The following is a 26123-nucleotide window of genomic DNA, read 5'->3' as shown; positions in this document are numbered from 1 at the left end:
GGCCAATTCGGCCAGATTCGCGATGACGCCCCGGCTGCTGCGCGTTATAGAGCAATGACGATTGGAACGACCGCGCAGGAATCATCGGGCATGGGATTGACTGCGACCAAGACAAGACCGGCAGCAGCACGGCGCGAGGTGCCGAAATCGCGCGGCGGCCGGCCGACCAAGACTGCCGCGATCGAGCGCGATCAGCGGTTGATCGAGGTCGCAACCCGCCTGTTCCTGGATCGCGGCTTCGACGCCACCTCGCTCGATGCGGTTGCGGAAGCGGCGCGGGTGAGCAAGCCCACCGTCTATTCCCGTTACGGCGACAAGCGCGGCCTGTTTGCCGCCGTGCTGAGGCGCGAGATCGCGCGCTGGCTTGCGCCGCTGTCGGCGGCCGCCGAGACGCAGCTCAGCAGCGCCTCGGACATCCCCGTCGAGCAGCGGCTGGTCGAGATCGGGCGCGAGATGCTGAGCTTCACCTGCGGGCCCGATGCCGTCGCCTTCAGCCGCATGATGACGTCACAGGCCATCAACTTCCCCGATGTCGCCAAGCTCGGCATGGAGGAAGGCTGGCTCAAGGCCGTTGCCACGACGGCGCGCTTCTTCGACCATCTGGCGGCGCAAGACGCGCTCGACGTCGACGACACCACCATCGCAGCGGAAGTGTTTCTCGACGTCGTCGTCGGTCACACCCACCGCATGGCGACGTTCGGAACGGCACTGGAGTTGAAGTCCGCGGAAAAGCGGATGCGCACGGCGATCAAGCTGTTCCTAGCCGGTGCGCTGGGCCCCGCCGACCGCGTCCAGGACGCCCCCAAGGGCACGCCGCGGCGACGCTCCCCCCGCTGACAATTCCGTGAGCTGGCCATCTATCCCCAAGGGGGCCATCGCACCGCCATTGACCGAAATAAAACGATACGGTATTGTTTCGTTATAAGTCGGTACGGGCCGCTTTTTTCACCAGCCCCAAAAGAGGTCCATACCGCTTCGATCGCCGCGACGGGTACCGCCCGCCACGACGCTCGGCGGCCGGCCGATGCCCAAGGCCGGCCGCGAATTCTTTACGATCATCCGGCACACTCGCTGGCCGAGGGTTTCGAGCATGACGACAGCCAAACGATGGACCTCGCGATTGTTTGCGATCGCATTGCCCGCGCTGCTCCTTGCAGCGCCCGCACGAGCGATCGTGACCACGGGCACACCGACCGCGCTTCACAGCGACAGAGATGGTGACGCCGAGGCGGACCGCCAAGCGGTCAGCCGCGAGATCGAGCGCTTCCGCGGCTCGCCCATCTCGATCAGCCAGGCCATGGCCATCGCGGAGTCCCGCCACGTGGGCGCCACGACGGCGGACGTGAGTTTTGACGGTGCCTCCGGCGTGCCGGTCTACCGGGTGAAGACCCTGCACAACGACCGGATCTGGCGCCACACCATCAACGCCGCGACCGGCGAGCTCGTCGGCGGCGAGGCCGCCCTCCCCCTCGCCGAACTCGACCACGACGATCGCAGCAACCTCGCTGCACTCGGCGCGATCCGGCACCGCCTTGCGGATGCCGTACGCGTCGCTGAGCAGGCAGCGTCCGGCAAGGCGATCAGCGGCGGCCTCGTGCGCGAACGCGGCCGGCTCAATTTCGCGATCGTCGTGATCAGCGGCGACGACCTCAAGGAGGTCATCCTCGAGCCGCCGGGCGCCCGGACGAAGTAGACACGGCTCCCGGCCGACGGTCACAATCCCGCCGAAAAGCCATTGACGGGCGCAAGACTCTCCCGCATAAGTCGCCGCCATGTTCACGACCACCAAACGCACGACCAAAACCACCACGGCCTTCGGGGCCCGGGGAGGCGTGCGCGCGTAGTCGTCGACTGAAACGCATCAGCTCTACCGAAGCCCCGCCCCCTGGTCCGGGGCTTTTTTATTGTCTGGATTTCAACGCAATGGAGGACAAAGTGAGTAACGATCCCGTCGTCGCGATTGTCGGCGTCACCGGTGCGGTGGGCGCCGAATTCATCGCCACCATGGACAAGCGTGGTTTCCGCGTCGGCAAGCTCAAGGCGCTGGCAAGCGCCCGCTCGGCCGGCAAGACGGTGTCGTTCCGCGGGCAAAACGTCGTCATCGAGGAACTGACCGAGCGCGCCTTCGAGGGCGTCGATATCGCCCTGTTCTCCGCCGGCGGCAGCATCTCGAAGAAGTATGCGCCCGTTGCGGTCAAGGCCGGCGCGGTCGTGGTCGACAACTCCTCGGCCTTCCGGATGGATCCGAACGTGCCGCTGGTGATCCCCGAGATCAACGCCAACCGCATCCGCGACCACAAGGGCATCATCGCCAACCCGAACTGCGCCGCGATCACCGCGCTGGTGCCGCTCTGGCCGATCCATCAGAAGAACCGCATCAAGCGCGTCATCATCTCGACCTACCAGGCGGCCTCCGGCGCCGGCGCGGCCGCGATGGAGGAGCTCGTCGAGTCCACCCGCGCCAATCTCAACGGGCAGGTCTATACGCCCAAGGTGATGCCGCACCCCTACGCCTTCAATCTCTTCAACCACAACACCGCGGTCGACCCCGAGACCGGCTACAACGACGAAGAGACCAAGGTCATCAAGGAAACCCACAAGATCTTCGAGGACGAGACCATCGCCGTCGGTGTCACCTGCGTCCGCGTGCCGGTGCTGCGCGCCCATTGCGAGGCCATCACCTTCGAATGCGAGAGGCCGATCAGCGAGGACCAGGTCCGCGCCATCATGGCGCAGGCGCCCGGCGTGAAGATCGTCGACGACCGCGTGAAGAACTACTTCCCGATGCCGATCGACGCCTCGGGCCAGGATGATGTCCTGGTCGGCCGCATCCGCAAGGACCTCAGCGATCCCAGTGGGCATTCGATCTCGATGTTCGTGGCGGCGGATCAGCTGCTCAAGGGCGCCGCGCTGAATGCGGTGCAGATTGCCGAGCTCCTGCCGCAGCGGGTGATGGCGTAACGAAGCATGGTGGGTTAGCCCGCGGCTGCGCGAAGCGCAGTCCGCTGGCGTAACCCACCTCTTTCGCTTCCGCGAAGATAGACCTTGGTGGGTTACGCTTCGCTAACCCACCCTACGGCTCTGCGCGAAACAGCAGGCAGGCGTCGCCATACGAATAGAACCGATAGCCCTGCGCGATCGCGTGCGCATAGGCCTGCTTCATCGTCTCGAGCCCGGCGAACGCCGACACCAGCATGAACAGCGTCGACTTCGGCAAGTGGAAATTGGTCAGCAGAATATCGACGGCGCGGAAGCGATAGCCGGGGGTGATGAAGATCGACGTCTCGGCCGCAAACGGCTGGATGGTGCCGTCCTCGCTTGCTGCGCTTTCAAGCAGCCGCAACGACGTGGTGCCGACCGCGATGATGCGCCCGCCGTTCTTCCGCGCAACGTTCAGCCGCTCCGCCGTCTCGGCCGAGATCGTGCCCCACTCGGCATGCATCTTGTGGCCTGCGGTGTCGTCCACCTTCACCGGCAGGAATGTCCCTGCCCCGACATGCAGCGTGACGCTGACGATGCCGACGCCGCGCTCGCGCAGCGCCTGCTCCAGCGCGGGCGTGAAATGCAGCCCTGCGGTCGGCGCGGCGACAGCGCCCTCGTTGGCCGCGAACATCGTCTGGTAGTCGGCGAGGTCCTGATCGTCGGGCGTGCGCTTGGAGGCGATGTAGGGCGGCAGCGGCGGGCTGCCGAGATCGGCGATCGCCTGGTCTAGCGCGGGGCCATGGAACGAGAACGACAGCGTCACCTCGCCCTCGCTGCCCTTGGCCTCGACCTCGGCGTCGAGATGGCCGAGCAGGCAGACCTTGCCCTCGTTGCCGAAGCGGATGCGATCGCCGGCCATGAGCTTCTTGGCGGGCTTCACCAGCGCCTGCCAGCGCGAGCCGTCGAGCCGCTTGACCAGCGTCGCCTCGATCTTCGGCTCGGTCTCGCGGCCGATGCGGCGGCCCTTGAGCTGCGCCGCGATCACCTTGGTGTCGTTGACAACGAGCTGGTCGCCGCGCTTCAGCCATTGCGGCAGCTCGGAAATGATCTGGTCGCGCAGCGCGCCATGCTCCACGACCAGCATCTTCGCGGAGTCGCGCGGGCTCGCCGGGCGCAGGGCGATGCGCTCGGCGGGCAGGTCGAAATCGAAGAGGTCGGTGCGCATACCCAGAACTTGTCATCGCCCGCGCAGGCGGGCGATCCAGTACTCACGATCTTTGTTGTAACCACCGCTGGTGATTACTGGATGCCCCGCCTGCGCGGGGCATGACACCGGCAAAGCCGCTTACTCCGTGTCCGCCGCCATCCGCGCCTTGACGATCTTGTCCGGGTTCTGCACCGGCTCGCCGCGCTTGATCTTGTCGACGTTCTCCATACCCTCGGTGACCTTGCCCCACACGGTGTACTGGTTGTCGAGGAAGCGGGCGTCGTCGAAGCAGATGAAGAACTGGCTGTCGCCGGAATCCGGGCTCGCAGCGCGCGCCATCGAGGTGGTGCCGCGCACATGCGGCTCCTTGTTGAACTCGGCCTTCAGCTTCTTGCCGGAGCCGCCGGTACCGGTGCCGTGCGGGCAGCCGGTCTGCGCCATGAAGCCCTCGATCACGCGGTGGAACACGATGCCGTCGTAAAAGCCTTCGCGGACCAGCTCCTTGATGCGCGCGACATGGCCGGGCGCGAGGTCGGGCCGCATCTCGATGGTGACGGGGCCCTGCGTGGTCTCGAGGATCAATGTGTTTTCGGTGACACTCATGCTGGTCTCTCTTGCGTTGGAGGTGAAGTCTTCCGGTTGCGGAACTGGATCGCGAATGGACGCCCTGCGGCGGCGCCGGCCATTGCATCGGTAAATGGCATCGGCGTGCAGCGTTGCAACGCCTCCATCACCGCGATCCGGTATTGCAGCCGGTCATTGTCGGAGGCCTCCGCGGATTCATAGGTAATCCTCGGATGGCCCAGAATGTTTCCGGTCCGGTTAAAGCTCACGACGACGGTGATGTCGATAGGGCGAGCTTTGGCGGGCGGCGGCGGCTTCCAGCAGGTGCGCAGATGCCGGAAGATGTCCTGGATGGTGTTGACCTGCGCATCCTCGGCGGCCGCGCCGGAGATGCCGAGAAACAGCACCGCGGCAGCCAGCAGCAGCTTGTTGCCGCAGCGCGCCATCGCCCCGTCCTCTTATTTGACGTCGGAGGCGACCTGCACCTTCACCATCTTGTCGGGATCGGTGACGGTGCCGCTGCTTGATCCGGGCGGCGCCTTCTTCAGCTTGTCGACGACGTCCATGCCCTGCACGACCTCGCCGACCACGGTGTACTGGTTATCGAGGCTGCCGCCGTCGGCGAACATGATGAAGAACTGCGAGTTGGCGGTGTCGACGCTGTCGCCGCGCCGGGCCATGCCGACGATGCCGCGTGCGAAGTGCACCTTGGAGAATTCCTGCTTCAGGTTCGGGTATTTCGAGCCGCCGGAGCCGTTGAAATTCTGGCCATCGCCGGTCTGCGCCATGAAGCCATCCATCACGCGATGGAACGGCACGTTGTTGTAATAGCCCTCGCGCGCGAGCTGCTTGAGACGCTCGGCGTGCTGGGGCGCAAGGTCGGTCCTGAGCTTGATGACGATGCGGCCCTTGGTGGTGTCGATGACCAGCGCGTTGGCCTTGTCGAGGTTCGCCGGTAGTTGCTGCGCCACCGCCGGGACCGCGCTGAAGAGCGCGGCAAAGATCGTGGCAAGAATTGCGAGACGACGGATCATGAAAACTCCGGATCAGGTGAGATGAAGAGGTGCGCCGTTATCCGGCGAATTTGGCCTCGAGCAGACTTGCGACCAGCGGCGGCACGAAGGTCGAAATATCTCCGCCCATGGCGGCGATCTGGCGCACCAGTGTGCCGGTAATTGGGCGGACCGCCGGAGAAGCCGGCAGAAAGACGGTTTGCACGTCGGGCGCCATAGCGCCATTCATCCCGGCGAGTTGCATCTCGTAGTCGAGGTCGGTGCCATCGCGCAGACCCCGAATCATGACAGTCGCGCCGTGCCTGCGCGCCGCGGTGACCGCGAGATCGTCATAGGTCACAGCCTCGAGCGTGCAGCCGACTTGGGCCGCGACCGGCCCGCAGACGTCATGGAGCATCTTGAGCCGCTCCTCGGTTGAGAACAGCGGCTTCTTGCCGGGATGGACGCCGATCGCGACCACCAGCCGATCGCACAGGGAGACACTGTTCCGGACCACGTCCAGATGGCCGTTGGTGATGGGGTCGAAGGAACCTGGGTAGAAGGCAATGCGCGGCATGGCCCCGTCCTACCGCGCCCGGCCCGGCCCGGCAAGCCGGGCCGGTTCCATGTCCGTTTCCCTGCCATTTCCCGAAAAATGTCCCGCCTGCCACGTCGGCGACGGCCGCTTTGTTTCGTCCTCGGGGCGCCACGAAACAAAACGGAGCGCGAACGAAACCATTTCCCGCGTCCGCGAAGACGTCCGGAAACTGGCCATGGTTACTAATCCGGCCAACAAATGACGGGCCGCATACTGGGCGTAGCGGCCGCATCACAGGGGACTGTCAATGATCAAGGCTCTTTCAGCGATCGCCATCGCTGCGTGTGTTGCCGCAGCCCTCACCCTCCTGCCCGGCTTTGCCCCGACCGTCGAGGCCAGCGTGCCGCAGCCGCTCGCCAAGGCTGATCGGCTCGATATCCGCTCCATCGGCCGCGATTGCTCGCAGCAGGCCTGGCCGAATTTCGAAGCGTCCTGCCTCCGCCGTGCCGGCACCAAGGCTGACATTCGCGTGGTTCGCCTCGTGACGGCCGACCGCACCCCGTAGTCCGGTCTGTCAGTTTCGCGTCAGGCAAGCTTCCAAGATCGACGACAAGATAAACCCCATGGATATTTGCGACGTCTCGTCGCAGACTGCGTGATGCTCGCGCCCGTCGGAATGGCCCGCCGGGCGCGATCCCATCAGGGGGTCGCCATTGTCCAGTACGCCCGCAGTCGCTTCCGGCCATCATCCTGATCCACTGCCGCTTGCCATGACCATGGGCGCCCTCGGGGTGGTCTATGGCGATATCGGCACCAGCCCTCTCTATGCCCTGAAGGAAGCCGCCAAGGCGGCCGCCCGTGGGGCTACCCTCGCTCCCGATGCTGTCCTGGGGATTGCGTCGCTCATCCTCTGGGCGCTGCTGCTGATCATCTCGCTGAAATATGCGCTTTTGATCCTGCGCGCGGACAACCGCGGCGAAGGCGGCATCGTCGCCCTGCTGGCCCTGCTCCACGCCCGCAACGCCCAACCCGGCACCTGGCGCGCGCATCTTCTGGTGGTCGGCCTCGTCGGCGCCGCCCTGCTCTACGGCGACGGTGCGATCACGCCGGCGATCTCCGTGCTGAGCGCCATCGAGGGCCTTAAGGTTGACGCGCCCTCGCTTGCGCCGGTGGTGGTGCCCGTCACCGTCGTCATCCTGGTCGGGCTGTTCATGATGCAGAAGCAGGGCACCGGCTTCATCGGCCGCATCTTCGGACCAGTGATGCTCGCCTGGTTCTTCGTGCTCGCCGCGCTCGGCATCCACGGCATCGTCCAGGCCCCCGCGGTGCTGGCCGCGCTCAGCCCGCTCTATGCCTTCGACTTCCTGATCCACCAGGATTTCCATGTCTCATTCGGCATCCTGGGCGCCGCCTTCCTCGCCGTGACCGGCGGCGAGGCCATGTACGCCGACATGGGACATTTCGGCCGTTTCCCGATCCGGCTGGCCTGGTTCGCCATCTGCCTGCCCGCGCTGGTGCTGAACTACTTCGGCCAGGCCGCGCTCCTGATCACCGATCCCTCCATGATCGAGAACCCGTTCTTCCAGCTCTGCCCAGACGCGTTGCATTACCCGCTGGTCGCCTTCTCCGCGGTCGCGACAGTGATCGCGTCGCAGGCCATCATCTCCGGCGTGTTCTCGCTGACGCAGCAGTCGATCCAGCTCGGCTTCCTGCCGCGGATGCAGATCCGCCACACCACCAGCCACGCGATCGGCCAGATTTACGTGCCGCTGGTGAACTGGCTGCTCGCGGCCGGAACGCTCGGCGCCGTGCTCTCCTTCGGCACCTCCGATGCGCTGGCCGGCGCCTATGGCATCGCGGTGTCACTGTTGATGGCGATCACCACGCTGCTCGCAGCCCTGGTCGCGATCCAGTGGGGCTATTCGCCGTGGCTCGTGGTTGCCGTGAACGGCTTCTTCTTCGTGATCGACGTGATCTTCTTCTCGGCCAATTCGATCAAGCTGTTCGAGGGTGGCTGGTTTCCGCTGCTGCTCGCGGCCCTCGTCGCGTTCCTGATGCTGACCTGGCGCGCCGGCGTGAAGCTGGTCGAGGCCGCGCGCGGAAAACTGCGCCAGCCCGAGGAGGATTTGATTGAGACCGCGGTCAACAAGTGCAGCGCCAGGCTGCCCGGCACGGCGGTGTTCCTGGCATCCGCAGCGAGGGGCGTGCCGTTGGCGCTGACCCAGTTCGTCAATCACAACCACGTGCTGCATGAACGTATCGTCCTCGTCACCGTCCTGATCGAGGAATCGCCGCATATCAGCGACGAGGACCGCACCGAGGTGATCGAGATCATCCCGGGCATCACCCGGGTGGTCCTGCATTACGGCTTCATGCAGAACCCGACGATCTATGACGGGCTGACGCTCGCCTGCCGCCAGGGCAAGCTGCCCGGCATCGACCTCTCCGACATCACCTATTACGTCGGCCGCGAGACCATCATCCCGCGCGAGGACGTCCCGGGCATGTGGGTCTGGCGCGAAACCGTGTTCGCCTTCCTGCAACGCAACGCCGAACGCTCGGCCGCGTTCTTCGGCGTGCCGACCAAGCAGGTGGTTGAGTTCGGGACGGAGCTGGAGATTTAGGGAAGTTCGTAGCCCGGATGGAGCGCAAGCGTAATCCGGGATTCTTGCCAGGCGCACAGAGGTCCCGGATTTCACTGCGCCCCATCCGGGCTACGGGTACAAACCTGGTCCCGGATTGCGCCGTCAGTCGGCGCTTCGCACCGACCTCCTGCCCCATCCGGGCTACGCGTTACTCGCCGTTCGTCCCGTTCCCGCTCTCCGCCTCTTCCGTGATGTGCTCGACCGAGACGACGTGCTCGTCCTCCGCGGTGTCGAACACGATCACGCCCTGCGTCGAGCGGCCGGCGATGCGGATGCCTTCGACCGGGCAGCGGATCAGCTGGCCCTTGTCGGTGACCAGCATGATTTGATCAGCGTCCTCCACGGGGAAGGACGCAACCAGGTTGCCGTTGCGGTTGTTGACGCTCATGGCGACGATGCCTTTGCCGCCGCGGCCCGTGGTGCGGTACTCGTAGGACGAGGTCCGCTTGCCATAACCGTTGACGGAGACGGTGAGCACGACCTGCTCGGCCGCCGACATCTCGACATAACGCTCCTGGGCAAGCTGGAAGCTGCCGGAGGTCTCCTCGGCCTCGGCGTCCACCGCCGGCTCCTCGGCCGTGGCTTCGCCGGCCACCGCACGGCGCATCTTCAGGTAGGCCGAGCGTTCGTCCGAGGAGGTCTCGACATGGCGCAGGATCGCCAGCGAAATCACCTTGTCGCCCTCGCCAAGCGCAATGCCGCGCACGCCCATCGAGGTACGCCCGGTGAACACGCGCACGTCGGTGACGGGGAAGCGGATGCACTGGCCGCCGGCGCCGGTCAGCAGCACGTCGTCGTGCTCGGTGCAGATCTGCACGTCGACGATCGACTCGTTCTCGTCGAGCTTCATGGCGATGATGCCGGAGCGGCGGACGTCGACGAAGTCGGACAGCTTGTTGCGCCGGACATTGCCGCCTGTCGTCGCGAACATCACGTCGAGGTTGCCCCAGGTCGATTCGTCCTCGGGCAGCGGCATGATGGTGGTAATGCGCTCACCCTGCTCCAGCGGCAGGATGTTGATCAGCGCCTTGCCGCGCGCGTTCGGCGCGGCCATGGGCAGGCGCCAGACCTTTTCCTTGTAGACCTGGCCGCGCGAGGAGAAGAACAGCACCGGCGTGTGTGTCGAGGCGACGAACAGTCGGCTGACGAAATCCTCGTCGCGGGTCTGCATGCCGGCGCGGCCCTTGCCGCCACGGCGCTGCGCCCGGTAGGCCGACAGCGGCACCCGCTTGACATAGCCGGCGTGCGAGACGGTGACGACCATGTCCTCACGCTGGATCAGGTCCTCGTCCTCGACCTCGCCTTCCTGCTCGATGATCACGGTGCGGCGCGGGGTGGCGAACTCGGCCTTCACCTCGGCGAGCTCGGTCTTGATGATGCCCAGCACGCGCTCGCGCGAGCGCAGGATGTCGAGATAATCGGCGATCTCGCCGGCGAGCTTGTCGAGCTCGTCGCGGATCTCGTCACGGCCGAGTGCGGTGAGGCGCTGAAGGCGCAGATCGAGAATGGCCCTCGCCTGCTCCATCGACAGCCGGATCGTGCCGTCGGCGCTGATGCGGTGGCGCGGATCGTCGATCAGCGTCAGCATGTCCTCGACGTCCCGGGCCTGCCAGTCGCGCGACATCAGGGTGTCGCGGGCGGTGGTCGGGTCGGGCGAGGTCCGGATGACGCGGATCATCTCGTCGATATTGGCGACCGCGATCGCGAGACCGACCAGGATATGGGCGCGATCGCGCGCCTTGGCGAGCAGGTACTTGGTGCGCCGCGTGACGACCCGCTCACGGAAGTCGACGAAGATGGCCAGCAGGTCCTTCAGATGCATGATCCGCGGACGGCCGCTATCGAGCGCCACCATGTTGACGCCGAAGCTCGTTTGCAGCGGCGTGAATCGGTACAGCTGATTCAGCACCACGTCCGGCACGGCGTCGCGCTTCAATTCGATGACGACGCGGTAGCCGTCGCGGTCCGATTCATCGCGCAGGTCGCCGATGCCCTCGATCTTCTTTTCCTTGACCAGTTCGGCGATGCGCTCGACCATCGTCGCCTTGTTCACCTGGTAGGGAATCTCGGTGATGATGATCGCCTCGCGCTCCTTGCGGATGGTCTCGATCGCGACCTTGCCGCGCATGACGATCGAGCCGCGGCCGAGGTGGTAGGCGGCGCGGATGCCCGCGCGTCCGAGAATGACGCCGCCGGTCGGGAAATCCGGTCCCGGCACGATGTTGATGAGCTCGTCGATGGTGAGCGCAGGGTTGTCGATCAGGGCGACGCAGGCGTCGATGACCTCGCCGAGATTGTGCGGCGGGATGTTGGTCGCCATGCCGACCGCGATGCCGCCCGCGCCGTTGACGAGAAGGTTCGGGAACTTGGCCGGCAGGACCGATGGTTCGGTCTCGTTGTTGTCGTAGTTCGGCTGGAAGTCGACGGTGTCCTTGTCGATGTCGGCCAGCAGAGCCAGCGCCGCCTTGGTCAGGCGCGCTTCGGTGTAACGATAGGCGGCAGGGGGATCGCCGTCGACCGAGCCGAAATTGCCCTGGCCGTCGATCAACGGCACGCGCATCGAGAAGTCCTGCGCCATGCGGACCATGGCGTCGTAGATCGACTGGTCGCCGTGCGGATGATACTTACCGATGACGTCGCCGACCACGCGGGCGGACTTGACGTATTTCTTGTCGGGTGTGTGCCCCTGCTCGTTCATCGAGTACAGGATGCGGCGATGCACCGGCTTCAGACCGTCGCGCGCATCGGGCAGCGCCCGCGCCACGATCACGCTCATGGCGTAGTCGAGATAGGACTTCTTCATCTCCTCGAAGATGGAGACGGGGCGAATATCCGAGGGTTGCGCCGGCTGGTCGCCGGGCTTGTCGTCGTCGTCAGCCAAGGGGAAATCCGGTGAGGTTTTATCTGGGAATCATATAGCGCATCGAGCCCCTGATAACCACCCTTGCGGGGGTAAAGGGAAGCGCTTTTTCCGACTGTTTTTCCAGAGACTTACGCCCTCTCCGGCACCGCCCTGGGCGGGGCCCGGACGAGCCGCCCGAAACCGCCCCTTACGCCCCGAAAATCACGCGGTGCATGATGCGCCCCGGCAGCAACGTGAACAGGCCCGCCACCACCAGCGCGCCGGCGAAAATGAAGATCATCATGCGCCGGTGATCGGCCACGCGATGGGTGTGCGCCCGCCATACCGCGAGCGGCAGCACCACCAGCGTGAAGATCGACAGGACATGGATCGGGCTGAACGGTCCGACCAGGCGGATCTGGTGGATCCAGAACGAGGAGGCGGCCACGACCGCCATCAGCACCACCCAGATCCAGCCGATCGTCCGGTGCGGCAGCGTGCCTTTGGGAGCGGCGAACTGGACGAGGCCGAGCACCAGGGCGGCCATGGCGGCAAAGGCATGCAGCGGGATCGCTGGAGCAGCCTGAAGCAGCGGCGCGAGGCTCATGCGGGGCTTCCTCCGATCGACAGGCGGACCATGTGAATGGGATTAACATCAAGTTAATACCATTCACATGCTGCCCGGTCAAAGGCTTGAAGCAGCACGCGAGGCACGCCCGGAAAAACCGAGCTTTACGAGCCGTTTGGTAAGAAATCCTGTCGCTTTACGCGAGCAAGACGACATTCGGGGCGAAGCGCCCCGCCCGACTCAGAACGGGATGTCGTCGTCCATGTCGCTGTTGCGGCCACCGCCGCCGGCAGCAACGGCGCGGCGCGGCGCACTGCTGACGGGACCGGAGGAGCCGAAATCGCCGCCCGGCTCCTCGCCGAAGCTGCCGCCTCCCCCGCCGCCACGGCCGTCGAGCATCGTGAGCGTCGAGTTGAAGCCCTGGAGCACGACTTCGGTGGAGTACTTCTCCACGCCGCTCTGGTCGGTCCATTTGCGGGTCTGAAGCGCGCCCTCGATATAAACCTTGGCGCCCTTCTTCAGGTACTGCTCGGCGACCTTGCAGAGGCCTTCATTGAAGATCACGACGCGATGCCACTCGGTCTTTTCCTTGCGCTCGCCGCTGTTCTTGTCGCGCCAGGTCTCCGAGGTCGCGATGCTCAAATTCGCGATCGGCCGCCCGTCCTGGGTGCGGCGGATTTCAGGATCCTTGCCGAGATTTCCAACCAGAATGACTTTGTTGACGCTTCCCGCCATCGCCGCTCTCCACTCCGAATGCCGCTGAATTCATAAGGCCCGACCGCGCCCCGCGGTCGTCTGCAACCTGTTGAGGCGACCCTATACGCTTGCGCGGACCGATCAGCCCATCAGCCCTCAGGTTATCCCCATATATAGCATCGGCCACCGGTCTGTTCCAGATTTGTTCCTGCTCGTGCGCGTGCAAAATGTTTGGGCCGGACGGTACCTGCGTGCTGCCCAAATAGTTTGCGCTGGATGGAACCATGGTTTGCGCTGGATGGAACTTTTCCCGGTTCCCGCAAACGACCAACAGCACTTAACATTCATCAAGTTACACACGTTGCAGTTGCCTTGCGACTGTTGCATTTCGGCGACGGACTCTGCCTCCCGCTTAAGCTACGTTTGCCTTGGAATTAAGTTCATATGGGCGTCGCGCCTGATTGGCCGCTTCGGGGAATTTCAAGAAGCGGATCGAAACTGGGGAGACTGCAGTGAATAAGATTTTGATTGGTACAATCGGTGCAATGGCGTTGAGCCTGGCGGCTCCCGCAAGCGCGGCGGATCTCGCTGCGCGTCCCTATACCAAGGCTCCGCCGCCGATGGTCGCCGCCATCTACGACTGGAGCGGCTTCTACATCGGCATCAACGGTGGTGGCGGTTGGAGCCACAAATGCTGGGACGGTGATCTCGGCGGTGGCATCTTCGTCGGCGAGGGCTGCCACAACGCGACCGGCGGCACGGTCGGTGGCCAGGTCGGATATCGCTGGCAGTCGGCGAATTGGGTGTTCGGCGTCGAAGGCCAGGGCAACTGGGCGGACTTCTCGGGTGACAACATCAGCGCGATCACCGGCCTGCGCGATCGGTCGCAGATCAATGCCTTCGGCCTGATTACCGGCCAGGTCGGTTACGCCTGGAATAACGTGCTGGTCTACGTGAAGGGCGGCGGCGCCGTCGTCAGCGATCGCTATCGCACCTTCGACGTCGTGTCCGGCCTCGAAGTCGACCGCGCCAACGAGACCCGTTGGGGCGGCGCCGTGGGTGTCGGAGTCGAGTTCGGATTCGCGCCGAACTGGACGGTCGGCTTCGAGTACGACCACCTCTTCATGGGCAACCGCACCATCAATTTCGCCGGCTCCGGCAATTTCGCGATTGCCCCGCTCGGTGCCTTCACGCGCGCAGATCGCATCAGCCAGGACGTCGATCTCGCCTTGATCCGCGTGAACTATCGCTGGGGTGGCCCGATCATCGCGAAGTACTGATATCTCGTTGATATCACTGAAGATTGAAGGCCGGCCCTGTGCCGGCCTTTTTTTGTGCGACGGTAGGTCAATGACCGTTACGTTTTGCGACCGTTGTGGCATTTGAGAGACACAACTTGCAGCTTTGCTGGTGTAAGCACGACGTCAGTTGGACCGCAGCGTCCGATGCCCTTCCCGATCGTGGAAGGCACAACAGAAACTGGGACTGGGATTAGGTTGAAAATGAAGAAGGTTTTGTTGGCTTCGGCCTGTTTGTTCGCTCTGGCCGCCCCCGCGTCGGCTGCAGATCTTGCGGCTCGCCCGTACACGAAGGCTCCGGTGGCTGTGGCCTCGGTCTACAACTGGACCGGCTTCTACATCGGTATCGTTGGCGGCGGCGCCTGGGAAAACGCTTCGGGCGACCCGAAGATGAAGGGTGGCTTCGTCGGCGGCACCGCCGGCTACAACTGGCAGACCGGCAACGTCGTGTTCGGTGTCGAGGCCGATGGCGCCTGGGCTGACGTCAGCGCTACGGCGACCGGCGCCTCTGTCGTCCCCGGCTTCGGCGTTGTGACCGCGACCGCGACCTCGAAGACCGATGCGATGGGCACCGTGCGCGGCCGCATCGGCTACGCCGTCGACCAGGTCCTGTTCTACGGCACCGGCGGCTACGCCTGGATCGACAACAAGATCAGCCTCTCCGCTCTCGGCGTGACCGCGTCGGACAGCAAGTGGCACTCCGGCTGGACCGTCGGTGCGGGCGTCGAAGCGTTCTTCGCGCCGCAGTGGTCGGTCAAGGGCGAGTACCTCTATCGCAGCCTCGGCGGCGAGACCTACTTCTCGGGCGCCCTCCCCACCGGCACGCTCAACTTCCACACCGTGCAGGTCGGCGTGAACTATCACTTCGGGGGCCCGGTGGTGGCGAAGTACTAAGCTTCGCCACCGACGTCACATCGTCACGAAAGGCCGGCCTCGCGCCGGCCTTTTTTGTTTTGGCGGTAACGTTCAGCCCAGTTCCGCACACCCAGCTGCTGCCAGATGCCGCCAGCACGCCAACAATCCGTTGACGATTCGCAACTCGCACTGGAAATCCGTCGCTGTTCTTCCTACGTTCGCTGACAACCCCATCGGCGCCGATCCCGGTTCCGGGCAAAGCGCGCCTTCACCCTTGGCGCGGTTGCGCGTCTTTGGGATTCCCTAGGGACCACCGGGATGGATGAAGTGATCAAGGCGAAGCGCCAACAACAGAACGCGGGCTCCAGCCTGCGCGCAATTACGATCCGTGGCGCGCGCGAGCACAACCTCAAGAACATCGACGTCGAGATTCCCCGCGACAAGCTCGTGGTGTTCACCGGCCTCTCCGGCTCCGGCAAATCCTCGCTCGCCTTCGACACCATCTATGCCGAGGGCCAGCGCCGCTACGTCGAATCGCTGTCGGCCTACGCACGCCAGTTCCTGGAGATGATGCAGAAGCCCGACGTGGACCAGATCGACGGCCTCTCGCCGGCGATCTCGATCGAGCAGAAGACGACCTCGAAGAATCCGCGCTCCACCGTCGGCACCGTCACCGAGATCTACGACTACATGCGCCTGCTCTGGGCCCGCGTCGGCGTGCCCTATTCGCCGGCCACCGGCCTGCCGATCGAGAGCCAGACCGTCTCGCAGATGGTCGACCGCGTGCTGGCGCTGCCCGAGGGCACGCGCCTCTACCTGCTCGCGCCCGTCGTGCGCGGCCGCAAGGGCGAGTACCGCAAGGAGCTCGCCGAATGGCTCAAGAAGGGCTTTCAGCGCGTCAAGATCGACGGCACCTTCCACGAGCTCGCGGAAGCGCCGACGCTGGACAAGAAGTTTCCGCACGACATCGACGTCGTCGTCGACCGCATCGTGGTGCGCGCCGACATCGGCCAGCGTCTCGCCGAAAGCTTTGAGACCGCGCTGAAGCTCGCCGAGGGCCTTGCCGTCGTCGAATTCGCCGATGCGCCCGCGGCGGCGCCGGCCGAGGAAAAGAAGAAGACCGCAAAGATCCACGACAAGAGCGGGCCCGAGCGCATGCTGTTCTCGGAAAAGTTCGCCTGCCCGGTGTCCGGCTTCACGATCCCCGAGATCGAGCCGCGCCTGTTCTCGTTCAACAATCCCTATGGCGCGTGTCCTGCCTGCGGCGGCCTCGGCGTCGAGCAGCATGTCGACGAGGATCTCGTCATCCCCGACAAGGAGCTCGCCATTGGCAAGGGCGCGATCGCGCCCTGGGCCAAATCGTCGTCACCCTACTACGTGCAGACGCTGACGGCGCTCGGCAAGCACTACAAGTTCACGCTGACCGCCAAGTGGAAGGATCTGCCGAAAAAGACGCAGAACGCGATCCTCTACGGCTCCGGCGAGGACGAGATCAAGTTCTCCTACGAGGACGGGGTGCGCTCCTACGACACCAAGAAGCCGTTCGAGGGCGTCATCACCAACATCAACCGCCGCTACCGCGAGACCGAGAGCGAGTGGGCGCGCGAGGAGCTGGCGAAGTATTTCCACGACGTGCCCTGCGGCGCCTGCAACGGCTTTCGGCTCAAGCCCGAGGCACTCTGCGTCAAGGTCGGCACCAAGCACATCGGCGAGATCTCCGAGCTGTCGGTCAAAAAGGCCGGCGAGTGGTTCGAGACCGTGCCGGAGGCGCTGAACAAGCAGCAGAACGAGATCGCCGGCCGCATCCTCAAGGAGATCCGCGAGCGCCTCACCTTCCTGCTCGATGTCGGCCTCAACTACCTCACCCTCTCCCGCTCCTCCGGCACGCTGTCGGGCGGCGAGAGCCAGCGCATCCGCCTGGCCTCGCAGATCGGCTCGGGACTGACCGGCGTGCTCTACGTGCTGGACGAGCCCTCGATCGGCCTGCACCAGCGCGACAATGCGCGCCTGCTCGACACCCTCAAGCGCCTGCGCGACCTCGGCAACACCGTGGTCGTGGTCGAGCATGACGAGGACGCCATTCGCCTCGCCGACTACGTGCTCGACATCGGCCCCGGCGCCGGCATGCATGGCGGCCACATCGTCGCCGAAGGCACGCCCGCCGAGATCATGCGCAATCCGAAATCGCTGACCGGAAAGTACCTGACCGGCGAGCTCGAGGTCGAGGTGCCGGAGCGGCGTCCGCCGAACCATCGCCGCACCATCAAGGTGGTCAACGCGCGCGGCAATAACCTCAAGAACGTCACCGCCGAGATTCCGCTCGGCCTGTTCACCTGCGTCACCGGCGTCTCCGGCGGCGGCAAGTCGACGCTCCTGATCGACACGCTCTACCGCGCCATCGCCCGCAAGCTGAACAATGCCAGCGAAGGCGCCGCGCCGCACGACCGCATCGAGGGCCTCGAGCACATCGACAAGATCATCGACATCGACCAGTCGCCGATCGGCCGCACCCCGCGCTCGAACCCCGCGACCTATACCGGCGCCTTCACGCCGATCCGCGAATGGTTCGCCGGCCTGCCCGAAGCCAAGGCGCGCGGCTACGAGCCCGGCCGCTTCTCCTTCAACGTCAAGGGCGGCCGCTGCGAGGCGTGCCAGGGCGACGGCGTCATCAAGATCGAGATGCACTTCCTGCCCGACGTCTACGTCACCTGCGATGTCTGCAAGGGCAAGCGCTACAACCGCGAGACGCTCGAAGTCCTGTTCAAGGGCAAGAGCATCGCCGACGTGCTCGACATGACCGTCGAGGAAGCCGCCGACTTCTTCAAGGCGGTGCCGCGCGTGCGCGAGACCTTCCAGACCCTGCATCGCGTCGGCCTCGACTACATCCATGTCGGCCAGCAGGCCACCACGCTGTCAGGCGGCGAAGCCCAGCGCGTCAAGCTCGCCAAGGAGCTGTCAAAGCGCGCCACCGGCCGCACGCTCTACATCCTGGACGAGCCCACCACCGGCCTGCACTTCCACGACGTCAAGAAGCTCCTGGAAGTGCTGCACGAGCTGGTCGCGCAGGGCAACACGGTCGTCGTGATCGAGCACAATCTCGAAGTCATCAAGACCGCAGACTGGGTCATCGACCTCGGCCCCGAAGGCGGCGACGGCGGCGGCGAGATCGTCGCCTGGGGCCCGCCGGAGGACATCGCGAAGGCGCCAAGGAGCTATACGGGCAAGTTCCTGGAGCCGGTGCTGAAGAAGGCGCGGAAGCCGAAGCGCGGGAGGACGAGCGAGGCGGCGGAGTAGGCAGCCCCGCCGCTACTGTCAAAGAAGCCGCAATATCTGTTCGCGAAAAGCAGGAGCGAGCACTGCGTCGATATCCGCCTGCTCCAGATACGGATAGTCCTCGATAATGCTGTCGCGCGACTGTCCGGCGGATAGCAGTCCCAGGACGTCGGCGACCGTGATGCGAAGATCGCGAATGCAGGGGCGTCCATGCATCCGCTCCGGATCGACTGTAATTCTTGCCAGTAGCTCCGACATCTGTCACCTCTGGGCGCTAATATAGCATCTCCGATAGCATCTGTCGGCGCGTCGCCTGCGGACCGGATGCGCAGGTCCACCCGTCCACTCCCCCATGCCCTACTCCCTCGCCATCTTCGATCTCGACGGCACCCTCGCCGACAGCTTCCCCTGGTTCCTGCGCACCATCAACGACGTCGCCGATCGCTTCAATTTTCGCCGCGTCACCGATGAGGATGTCGAGGAGCTGCGGCACGCCTCGTCGCGCGAGATCCTCACCCGGCTCGACGTCCCGCTGTGGAGGCTGCCAGCCATCGCGCGGCATGCGCGGCGGCTGAAGGCGGAGGCAGCCAGCGAGATTTCGCTGTTTGCGGGTGTCGAGGCGATGCTGCGGACGCTGGCCGAGAACGGCGTGCAACTCGCGCTGGTGACCTCCGACAGCGAAGCCAATGCGCGCGAGAAGCTTGGTGATGCCGCGGCCCTGTTCGCGCATTTCGACTGCTCGGCGTCGCTGTTCGGCAAGGCCGCGAAATTCCGCCGGGTCGTCCGCCGCGCCCGCGTCGACCCAAGCCGCGTCATCGCGATCGGCGACGAGGTCCGCGACATCGACGCGGCGCGCGCCGCGGGGATTGCCTGCGGCGCGGTATGCTGGGGCTATGCGGCACCGGCAGCGCTACGGGCGCTAGCGCCCGATCACGTGTTCGAACACATGCGCGACATTGCCGAGACATTATGCGGAAACGTAGGGTGGATTAGCGAAGCGTAATCCACCACTGTGCGTATCCGCAGAGACAAAAGAGGTGGGTTACGCTGGCGGACTGCGCTTCGCGCAGCCGCAGGCTAACCCACCCTACGAACTGTTCGGGGAGACGGTGATGACACTCACGGACGCAAGCCGCCTCAAGCTCCTGGAGCCGCCGGTCGGCCGGTTGCGGGTCGTGCTCGACACCGACACCTATAACGAGATCGACGACCAGTTCGCGCTGGTGCAGATGCTGTTGTCGAAGGACCGCTTCGAGGTCGAGGCGATCTACGCCGCGCCGTTCTTCAATGCGCGCGCGGACAGCCCCGGCCACGGCATGGAGCTGAGCTATCAGGAAATCCTGCGCCTGCTGGACCGTCTGAACGTCGCGCCGGAAGGCCTGGTTCACCGCGGCGTCACCGACTATGTCGGCCCCGGCAAGACGGCGCAGGCGGCGCCCGCCGTGAACGACCTCATCGCCCGGGCGCGCGCGGGCTCGCCGGACAATCCGCTCTACGTCGTCGCCATCGGCGCCATCAGCAACGTCGCCTCCGCACTGCTCGAGGCGCCCGATATCATCGACCGCATCATCGTGGTCTGGCTCGGCGGCCATGCGCTGGAATGGCCCCACACGGTCGAGTTCAATCTGAAGCAGGACGTCGGCGGCGCGCAGGTGCTGCTCGACAGCGGCGTGCCGCTCGTCCTCGTCCCGTGCATGGGCGTCACCTCGCGCCTTCACGCGACGGTGCCGGAAATCGAACGATACGTCGAACCCCACGGCAGCATCGGCGCGTTTCTCGCCATGCGCTTCAAGGAATATTCGTCCGACCACATGGGCTGGGCCAAGGAAATCTGGGACATGGCGCCGGTCGGCTGGCTGCTGAACCCCGTGTGGGCACCGAGCGTGATCATCCCCGCTCCCGTCCTCACGGACCAGATGACGTGGAGCATCGACCGACGGCGGCATCCGATCCGCTACGTGACCTATGTGGATCGCAACCCGATCCTGAAGGATTTCTTCGTGAAGCTGAAGGCGTTTGCCGAAGCGAAATAGGGCTCAGTGCCGTAGCCCGGATGAGCGCAGCGATATCCGGGACCTTCAGTGCTGAAACGAGTCCCGCATGTCGCTTCGCTCATGCGGGCTACAGGCTGGCGTAACCCACCGCCTTGCTCACCGCGAGAAAGCGGTGGGTTACGCCTTCGGCTAACCCACCCTACGCGTCCCTACTCCGTCCTGCGCAAGAACGCCCCGAATGCGCGCGGGCCGTCGCCGGTCTTGACTTCGCCGATCACCTTCAGCTCGGCAGCATCGATGATAACAAGCGTGTTGCTCTCCCAGCAGGCGACGATGACGCGCTTGCCGTCGGCGGTTGCATTGATGCCTTCGGGGTAGTCGCCGACAGTGATGCGCTTCACCGGTTTCAGTGTCGCAACATCGAACACGCTGACGGTGCCACCATACTGGTCGGTGACGAAGCCGCGCCCCTGCGCCAGCGCCACCGCATAGGGACGCATCCCGACCGGCACGCGGCCGATCTCGGACCCGGCGGCGATGTCGATCACGGAGACGTCGTTGGAGCCGACATTGGCGGTGTAGGCGCGCTTGCCCTCGGCATCGATGGTGACGCCGAACGGACGCGTGCCGACCTTGATGGTCACCTTGCGCGCGCGCGTCGCCGTGTCCACCACCGAGACGCTGTCGTCGTCGCGGTCCGCCGAGAGCAGCAGCTTGCCATCAGGCGTCACCGCCAGGCCCGACGGCGAGGCGCCGACCGCGATGCTGGCCGTGAGGCTGCGCGTCGCCGCATCAATCACCCGCACCGCCGCGGCGTACCAATCGGCGACATAAACCGTCTTGCCGTCAGGCGCCACCGCAATGCCGAGCGGGCCGCCGCCGACCTCGATCCGCCCCACGACCTGCCGCGTTGCTGCCTCCACCACCGTCACCGCCTTGGCATCCGGGCTCGTGACATAGGCAAAGCGGCCGTCGGCGCTGACGGCAATGCCGGCCGGCTTGCCGCCGATCGGGATGGTTGCCACCGCACGTGCGGTGGCGAGGTCCACGACCATCAGATCGTCGCTGAGCTGGTTGGTGACGAACGCCTCTTCGGCGAAGGCGCAGCCGAAGCAGGCAAGGCTGGCGGCCAGCGCCGCCAGGACCAGGGCCCGCACGGTCAGCTTCCGCTCTCGACCTTCTTCTTCAGCGCCCCGAGGCCGGCCTGATAGAGCCCCTTCACCGCCTTCACCGCGGCCTCGTCGCTCAGCTCCGGCGGCGGATCGTTGTTGGGAAAGCCGCGATAGAACGCGCCGGCCCATTCCAGCGTCGAGGCCTTGCCGTCGGCGCTCGGCGTCACCGTCAGCGTCGAGGAATAGTTGGTGACCGGCAGCACCTTCACGTCGACGGTGGTGATCCGGTAGGAATAGGTCATCGCGGCCGCGTCGAACTTGTAGAGCTCCTCGTCGACCGTGGCCCCGCCGGTCAGCGTCAGCCGCCGCGTCGCGCCGATCTCGTTGCCCTTGTCGCCCTCGGTCTTGGTGACGGGCGGAAGCCAGCTCATGTCCTGGAAATTGCCGATCACCGCCCACACCTTGGCCGGGGCGGCGTTGATCTCGATGGATTCGCGCACCTTCTGCCGGGTCGGCCCGTGCGCCCAAACCGGCTCAAGCGCGGCCGTCAGAGCCATCCCCGCCACCGCCAGCGCCGCCACCCCGGCGACCGCCGTTCCGATTCTCATCCTCATACCGTTTCCTCACTCCTGGATCTGCGCGACTTGAGGCGCGCTGCGACCACCGTAACGCATTTTCGGGCCGTCGGGAGACCGGTTCGTGGCACGGCTGTGGCGGCGATCGACGCCATCCCTTGCGCTGCCCGACGGGCAAGACACACAAGAGAGGGGTCAATCCGCCCCGATCAAAACAATTCGCTTTACGCGAATTCGGAATTATCGCATGTTTCGACCATCCCAACCCGGCCGAGGGGCGTATCGCGATCGTCACGACATGCGGGATGGGACGTGGTGGACGCAGGCGGCGTCGGCGCGAAGGTGGTTTGCAGGGCGGCTCATGCCGTGAGCAACTGCCTGCGCGCACACGACCGGTGCAGCCTGCGTACGGCAAAATCGTGTGGTCCTGGCATCCGGGGTCTGTGTGCCAAGCCTTGCGGTGACGTGCGCTGCCCAACCGGGCGGGCGCGTCAGCCATCCGCAAGGTGACGGGGGCAATAGTGCATCGCTCCCCGGGGAGATCACGACATAAGCCGTAAAACCACTGCGCAGGGAAGGCCGGATGTTTGGCTTCACCTGTATGCCGCTGTGCGTCTGCTTCCAGCGCATTTCGCGCACAGCGGACCGCGGGTGCCAGCCGGCACCCGGCCTTCCCTGCGCCCTCGGCACTTGCGAGGGTGGCGACGACAGCAAAGCTCGGGCAGTTCATGCCGCGAGAATGCGGAGCCGCGCGTAGGATGTGGGTAGCAATGCAAGATGAATTCGGGCTCGCGCCCCGGACGCAGCGCAACGCCCCTTCGGCGGTGCGCTGCAGAGCCGGGGCCCATGCAGCGGGAAACGGCACGGCTTCTGGGTCCCGGCTCTGCGCCGCAACGCTCACGCGTTGCAGCTTGTCCGGGACACGAATGTGAGCGTCGGCTGCGCCCCTCACCTACTCCGCCAGCGTCGCCTCCACGAAGCCCCGCGGGTCGGCGCAAAACTCCCGCATCAACCGGTAATGGTCGGTCTCCTCCACCGTCACCGGCTCCAGCCCGTATTTCCCGAGCCGCAGCAGCCGCGCGTTGGGATAGGCCATCAGCATCGGCGAATGGGTTGCCATGATGACCTGGCAGATGCCGGAGTCGTCCATGCGTCGCAACAGCCTCAGGAATTCGATCTGACGCGCCGGCGACAGCGCCGATTCCGGCTCGTCGAAGATGAAGATGCCCTGGCGCTGGCAGCGCTCTTCGAAGAAACGCAGAAAACCTTCGCCATGGGAATGCGACAGGAAATCGGGACCGACCTGGCCGGCATCGCTTGCGGCCTTGTCGAGATATCGCGCCACCGAGAAGAAACTCTCGGCGCGGAAAAACCAGCCATTGGTGATCTTCGGCAGCCAGCTTGCGCGCAAAGCCCTGGAAAGCTGGCCGCCCATCCTCTCCCGCGCGTCGGAATGGTCGACCGGCATGTAGCCCTTGCCGCCACCGGCATCGTCGTAGCCGGCAAGCGCCGCGATCCCCTCGAGGATCGTCGACTTCCCGGTGCCATTCTCACCGACGATGACAGTGATGGCGGCGTCGAAGTTGAGTTCGAAATCATCCGGAAAGATTGGCAGGCAAAACGGATAGGCCTCGCGATCGTGAACTTGCGATGGATCGAGCCAGACCCGCTTCAGATACGGTGCCGGCAGGTTGATCGTGCGACCGCTTCTTCGGCTCATGCCCGGCTTCCAACCTATTTCAACCCAGCCTTTGATCGGAACATATCAGGAACACAATCCTCACGAAAGCTGCATTTGAGAAACATGCAGAAACAAATAGACACAAACTCGATCTGCGTCACGTGGAGATGATTCTTAAGCAGGAACGCCCAAAAGACGCAGCTCTGAGACGATGTGCTGGCATGAGGCCGGCCCCCACCTCGCGACCCGGCAATGATTGACGGACGTCCGGGACCGTAACGCCGCGAGGAATGCGCGATGGTCACAACGTATTTCAGTTACAACTACATTGCGCACAATCTCAAGCAGTCGCTGACGCGGGTCGAACAGCAACCGGACGTGGCGCGGGAGGCCGCCTATTACAAGGCCAACATCGGCAAGGTGAAGACCGTCGACGATCTGATGAAGGATTATCGCCTTTATCACTATGCGACGAAGGCCTATGGCCTCGAAGACATGGCCTACGCCAAGGCCTTCATGAAAAAGGTGCTGGAGAGCAACCTCTCCGACCCCACCAGCTTCGTCAACAAGCTGGTCGACAAACGGTACCGGGAGTTTGCGGCGGCCTTTTCCTTCACCGGCGGTGCGAAGCCCGTTGCGCAATCGGAGAACCAGACCGATGAGATGATCGGTCTGTACACGGCAACCAAGAACAGCCAGGTCGATGCCCTGGCCAGCGACTCGACATACTACAGCACCGAAATCGGAAACATCAGCAGTGCGGACCAACTCCTGAACAACGACCGTCTTCGCAACTATGTCTATTCGGCGTTCGGGCTCGATGAAAGCAAGTGGCCGCGTGACACGATCAGCCAGGTCCTGCGCAGCGATCCATCCGATCCGAACAGCTACGTCAACACCACCTTCGCGTCTCAGTTGAGCGGCCTCAACGCCCAGCTTGCGCAAGCACAATCGGATGTCAGCGCCGCCAATCAGAAAATCGCCGACTACACGGCCCAACTGTCGCAACCGGGCGCCGACGTGCCGCAGTTGAACGTCCAGATCCTGGTCGAAAAGTATCATCTGGACTCGTATTCGAAGAACGTCTCCAGCCTCAACGACCAGATCGGGACGATTGGCCGGTTCGTCGACCTGGCCGGCGCGTTCGAGTTTTCGTCCGACGGGTCGCTTCCGTCAGGTGTGTCCGCACAAACTGCTGCAAACATTACGATCACGAAACAGAAGTTCGACGCCAGCAAGGCCGCCGTCTACGACGCGGCAACCCCGTTGAACGAAGCATTGGCTATCACACACTTCAGAGCGGCCGTCCTCAAGGTCAACTCAGTCCAGGCGTTCGTGTCGACACCGGACGTGTACAATTTTGCGCTGGGCGCAGTCGGCCTCGACCCGGCGACAGCCTCGCAAGCCACGATCAAGGCTGTTCTCGAAAGCGACCTCAACGATCCCAAGAGCTTCGTCTATACCCTCAAGGACGATCGGTACGTCAAGCTCGCACGCGACTTCAACTTCGACGCAAAAGGCAATCTGACGACTCCCTTGGTGGCCCAGGACTCGTCCGACGTCCTCGATATTGCGAAGAGCTACGTCATTGCAGCGCTGAGGGACGCAAGCCCCCAGCAGCAGAAGGCAGTTCGGGAGCAAGCCCAGAAGGACGCGACGTCTTATCAGGAAGCCGTCGCAGACATCGGAAGCGTTTCCGACCTGCTCGCAAACCGGAAGGTGATCGATTTCATTCTCGTCGCCAAGGGTCTGGATCCCAAGAAGGTCAGCACCGAATTCCTCAAGAAGATCTTCAGCTCCGACCTGAGCAATCCCAAGAGCTTCGCGAACACGCAGAGCGATCCTCGCTTTGCCGAAATCGCGGGGACGTTCAACTTCAACAGCAAGGGCGACGTCGCGCGCCTTCCGATGTTGGGTCCTCAGAAGGGCGATCATTTTCGGGAAACGCAGGCGAACTATCTCCAGCAAAGCCTGGAGCAACAGCAGGGAGATACGAATCCCGGCGTGCGCCTGGCGCTCTATTTCCAGCGCAAGGCGGGCGAAATCACGTCGGCATACGACATCCTGGCCGACCGGGCTCTTTCGGAGGTGTTCAGGACCACCTTCGATCTGCCTGACTCGATGGCTGCGATGCCGATCGATCAGCAGGCCAAGTTCGTGGACAGATTCATGAAGATCAAGGATCTGTCCGATCCCGCGAAGGTTGAGAAGCTGCTGAACCGGTTCTCCGCCATGTACGACATCAGAAACAGTGAGAGTACCGGTCAGGCTCAGTCTCCCTTGCTCAGCCTCTTTCAAGGATCGGGCTCAGGGATAAGTGACTCCACCTTCCTCGCCATCGCCAAGTTACAGTCTCGCTGA

At 64.5% G+C, this 26123-nt stretch carries 23 protein-coding genes; 11 read left to right on the top strand and 12 right to left on the bottom strand.

Annotated features, from left to right (window positions below; translation table 11 throughout):
* Positions 1-90: 90 nt before the first annotated feature.
* The 3 genes from E4K65_RS18020 to E4K65_RS18010 all read left to right on the top strand — a co-directional run bounded on the left by E4K65_RS18020 (position 91) and on the right by E4K65_RS18010 (position 2961).
* The gene (locus E4K65_RS18020; RefSeq protein WP_135175310.1) at positions 91-837 is read left to right on the top strand and encodes a TetR/AcrR family transcriptional regulator; all 747 of its coding nucleotides are present in this window, start codon (positions 91-93) and stop codon (positions 835-837) included.
* Between the two features lie 253 nt (positions 838-1090).
* On the top strand, positions 1091-1693 hold the full coding sequence (locus E4K65_RS18015) for a PepSY domain-containing protein (protein ID WP_167770907.1): 603 nt from the start codon (positions 1091-1093) through the stop codon (positions 1691-1693).
* Positions 1694-1923: 230 nt separating this feature from the next.
* Positions 1924-2961: an aspartate-semialdehyde dehydrogenase gene (locus E4K65_RS18010; RefSeq protein WP_135175308.1), complete on the top strand. Its 1038-nt coding sequence runs from the start codon at positions 1924-1926 to the stop codon at positions 2959-2961.
* Positions 2962-3073: 112 nt separating this feature from the next.
* On the opposite strand, the gene queA is transcribed toward E4K65_RS18010, so the two are convergent.
* The 5 genes from queA to coaD form a co-directional block, all read right to left on the bottom strand.
* On the bottom strand, positions 3074-4147 hold the full coding sequence (gene queA, locus E4K65_RS18005; protein ID WP_135175307.1) for a tRNA preQ1(34) S-adenosylmethionine ribosyltransferase-isomerase QueA: 1074 nt from the start codon (positions 4145-4147) through the stop codon (positions 3074-3076).
* A 120-nt stretch (positions 4148-4267) separates the two neighbouring features.
* Positions 4268-4732, bottom strand: a complete 465-nt coding sequence (locus E4K65_RS18000) for a peptidylprolyl isomerase (protein WP_135175306.1) — start codon at positions 4730-4732, stop codon at positions 4268-4270.
* A complete protein-coding gene (locus tag E4K65_RS17995) occupies positions 4729-5139 on the bottom strand; it encodes a hypothetical protein (RefSeq protein ID WP_135175305.1) in 411 nt (136 codons plus the stop codon). Before E4K65_RS17995 ends, E4K65_RS18000 begins: the two co-directional genes overlap by 4 nt.
* A gap of 12 nt (positions 5140-5151) precedes the next feature.
* Positions 5152-5727 (bottom strand): peptidylprolyl isomerase, encoded by a 576-nt coding sequence (locus E4K65_RS17990; RefSeq protein ID WP_135175304.1) that lies wholly within the window; start codon positions 5725-5727, stop codon positions 5152-5154.
* Positions 5728-5764: 37 nt separating this feature from the next.
* A complete protein-coding gene (coaD, locus tag E4K65_RS17985) occupies positions 5765-6262 on the bottom strand; it encodes a pantetheine-phosphate adenylyltransferase (RefSeq protein ID WP_135175303.1) in 498 nt (165 codons plus the stop codon).
* Between the two features lie 268 nt (positions 6263-6530).
* Here coaD and E4K65_RS17980 point away from each other — a divergent pair, with 268 nt between their 5' ends.
* Positions 6531-6788 carry a hypothetical protein gene (locus E4K65_RS17980; RefSeq protein WP_135175302.1) on the top strand — a complete coding sequence of 86 codons (258 nt, stop codon included), beginning with the start codon at positions 6531-6533 and terminating at the stop codon, positions 6786-6788.
* Between the two features lie 205 nt (positions 6789-6993).
* Positions 6994-8847, top strand: coding sequence for a potassium transporter Kup (locus E4K65_RS17975; protein ID WP_135175395.1), 1854 nt, complete (start codon positions 6994-6996; stop codon positions 8845-8847).
* A 169-nt stretch (positions 8848-9016) separates the two neighbouring features.
* On the opposite strand, the gene gyrA is transcribed toward E4K65_RS17975, so the two are convergent.
* The 3 genes from gyrA to E4K65_RS17960 all read right to left on the bottom strand — a co-directional run bounded on the left by gyrA (position 9017) and on the right by E4K65_RS17960 (position 13013).
* Positions 9017-11749 carry a DNA gyrase subunit A gene (gene gyrA, locus E4K65_RS17970; protein ID WP_135175301.1) on the bottom strand — a complete coding sequence of 911 codons (2733 nt, stop codon included), beginning with the start codon at positions 11747-11749 and terminating at the stop codon, positions 9017-9019.
* A 169-nt stretch (positions 11750-11918) separates the two neighbouring features.
* Positions 11919-12317 carry a DUF2306 domain-containing protein gene (locus E4K65_RS17965; RefSeq protein WP_135175300.1) on the bottom strand — a complete coding sequence of 133 codons (399 nt, stop codon included), beginning with the start codon at positions 12315-12317 and terminating at the stop codon, positions 11919-11921.
* Between the two features lie 201 nt (positions 12318-12518).
* Entirely contained in the window at positions 12519-13013 is a 495-nt protein-coding gene (locus E4K65_RS17960; RefSeq protein ID WP_011087466.1) for a single-stranded DNA-binding protein, read from the bottom strand.
* Between the two features lie 473 nt (positions 13014-13486).
* Here E4K65_RS17960 and E4K65_RS17955 point away from each other — a divergent pair, with 473 nt between their 5' ends.
* From E4K65_RS17955 to uvrA, 3 genes are all read left to right on the top strand, one after another.
* A complete protein-coding gene (locus tag E4K65_RS17955) occupies positions 13487-14254 on the top strand; it encodes an outer membrane protein (protein WP_135175299.1) in 768 nt (255 codons plus the stop codon).
* A 222-nt stretch (positions 14255-14476) separates the two neighbouring features.
* A complete protein-coding gene (locus E4K65_RS17950) occupies positions 14477-15166 on the top strand; it encodes an outer membrane protein (protein ID WP_135175298.1) in 690 nt (229 codons plus the stop codon).
* Between the two features lie 279 nt (positions 15167-15445).
* Complete coding sequence (gene uvrA / locus E4K65_RS17945; protein WP_135175297.1) at positions 15446-18421, top strand: excinuclease ABC subunit UvrA; 2976 nt, start codon at positions 15446-15448, stop codon at positions 18419-18421.
* 18 nt (positions 18422-18439) lie between these two features.
* Here uvrA and E4K65_RS17940 read toward each other — a convergent pair whose 3' ends face one another.
* On the bottom strand, positions 18440-18658 hold the full coding sequence (locus E4K65_RS17940; protein ID WP_135175296.1) for a DUF433 domain-containing protein: 219 nt from the start codon (positions 18656-18658) through the stop codon (positions 18440-18442).
* 94 nt (positions 18659-18752) lie between these two features.
* On the opposite strand from E4K65_RS17940, the gene E4K65_RS17935 reads away from it, so the two are divergent.
* Both E4K65_RS17935 and E4K65_RS17930 read left to right on the top strand, forming a co-directional pair.
* On the top strand, positions 18753-19403 hold the full coding sequence (locus tag E4K65_RS17935) for an HAD-IA family hydrolase (RefSeq protein ID WP_135175295.1): 651 nt from the start codon (positions 18753-18755) through the stop codon (positions 19401-19403).
* Between the two features lie 109 nt (positions 19404-19512).
* The gene (locus E4K65_RS17930; protein WP_135175294.1) at positions 19513-20433 is read left to right on the top strand and encodes a nucleoside hydrolase; all 921 of its coding nucleotides are present in this window, start codon (positions 19513-19515) and stop codon (positions 20431-20433) included.
* Between the two features lie 170 nt (positions 20434-20603).
* Here the strand turns inward: E4K65_RS17930 and E4K65_RS17925 are convergent, their stop codons facing one another.
* From E4K65_RS17925 to E4K65_RS17910, 3 genes are all read right to left on the bottom strand, one after another.
* Entirely contained in the window at positions 20604-21551 is a 948-nt protein-coding gene (locus E4K65_RS17925) for a YVTN family beta-propeller repeat protein (RefSeq protein ID WP_135175293.1), read from the bottom strand.
* 2 nt (positions 21552-21553) lie between these two features.
* Complete coding sequence (locus tag E4K65_RS17920; RefSeq protein WP_135175292.1) at positions 21554-22120, bottom strand: SRPBCC family protein; 567 nt, start codon at positions 22118-22120, stop codon at positions 21554-21556.
* Positions 22121-23033: 913 nt separating this feature from the next.
* On the bottom strand, positions 23034-23801 hold the full coding sequence (locus E4K65_RS17910; RefSeq protein WP_135175291.1) for an AAA family ATPase: 768 nt from the start codon (positions 23799-23801) through the stop codon (positions 23034-23036).
* Positions 23802-24059: 258 nt separating this feature from the next.
* Between E4K65_RS17910 and E4K65_RS17905 the strand changes: the two genes are divergently transcribed.
* Complete coding sequence (locus E4K65_RS17905) at positions 24060-26123, top strand: DUF1217 domain-containing protein (protein WP_135175290.1); 2064 nt, start codon at positions 24060-24062, stop codon at positions 26121-26123.

This window comes from Bradyrhizobium niftali (assembly GCF_004571025.1).
GTDB classification, from domain to species: Bacteria; Pseudomonadota; Alphaproteobacteria; order Rhizobiales; family Xanthobacteraceae; genus Bradyrhizobium; species Bradyrhizobium niftali.
Note: the sequence above shows the minus strand (reverse complement) of the source record. Positions and strands in the feature narration are given on the sequence as shown.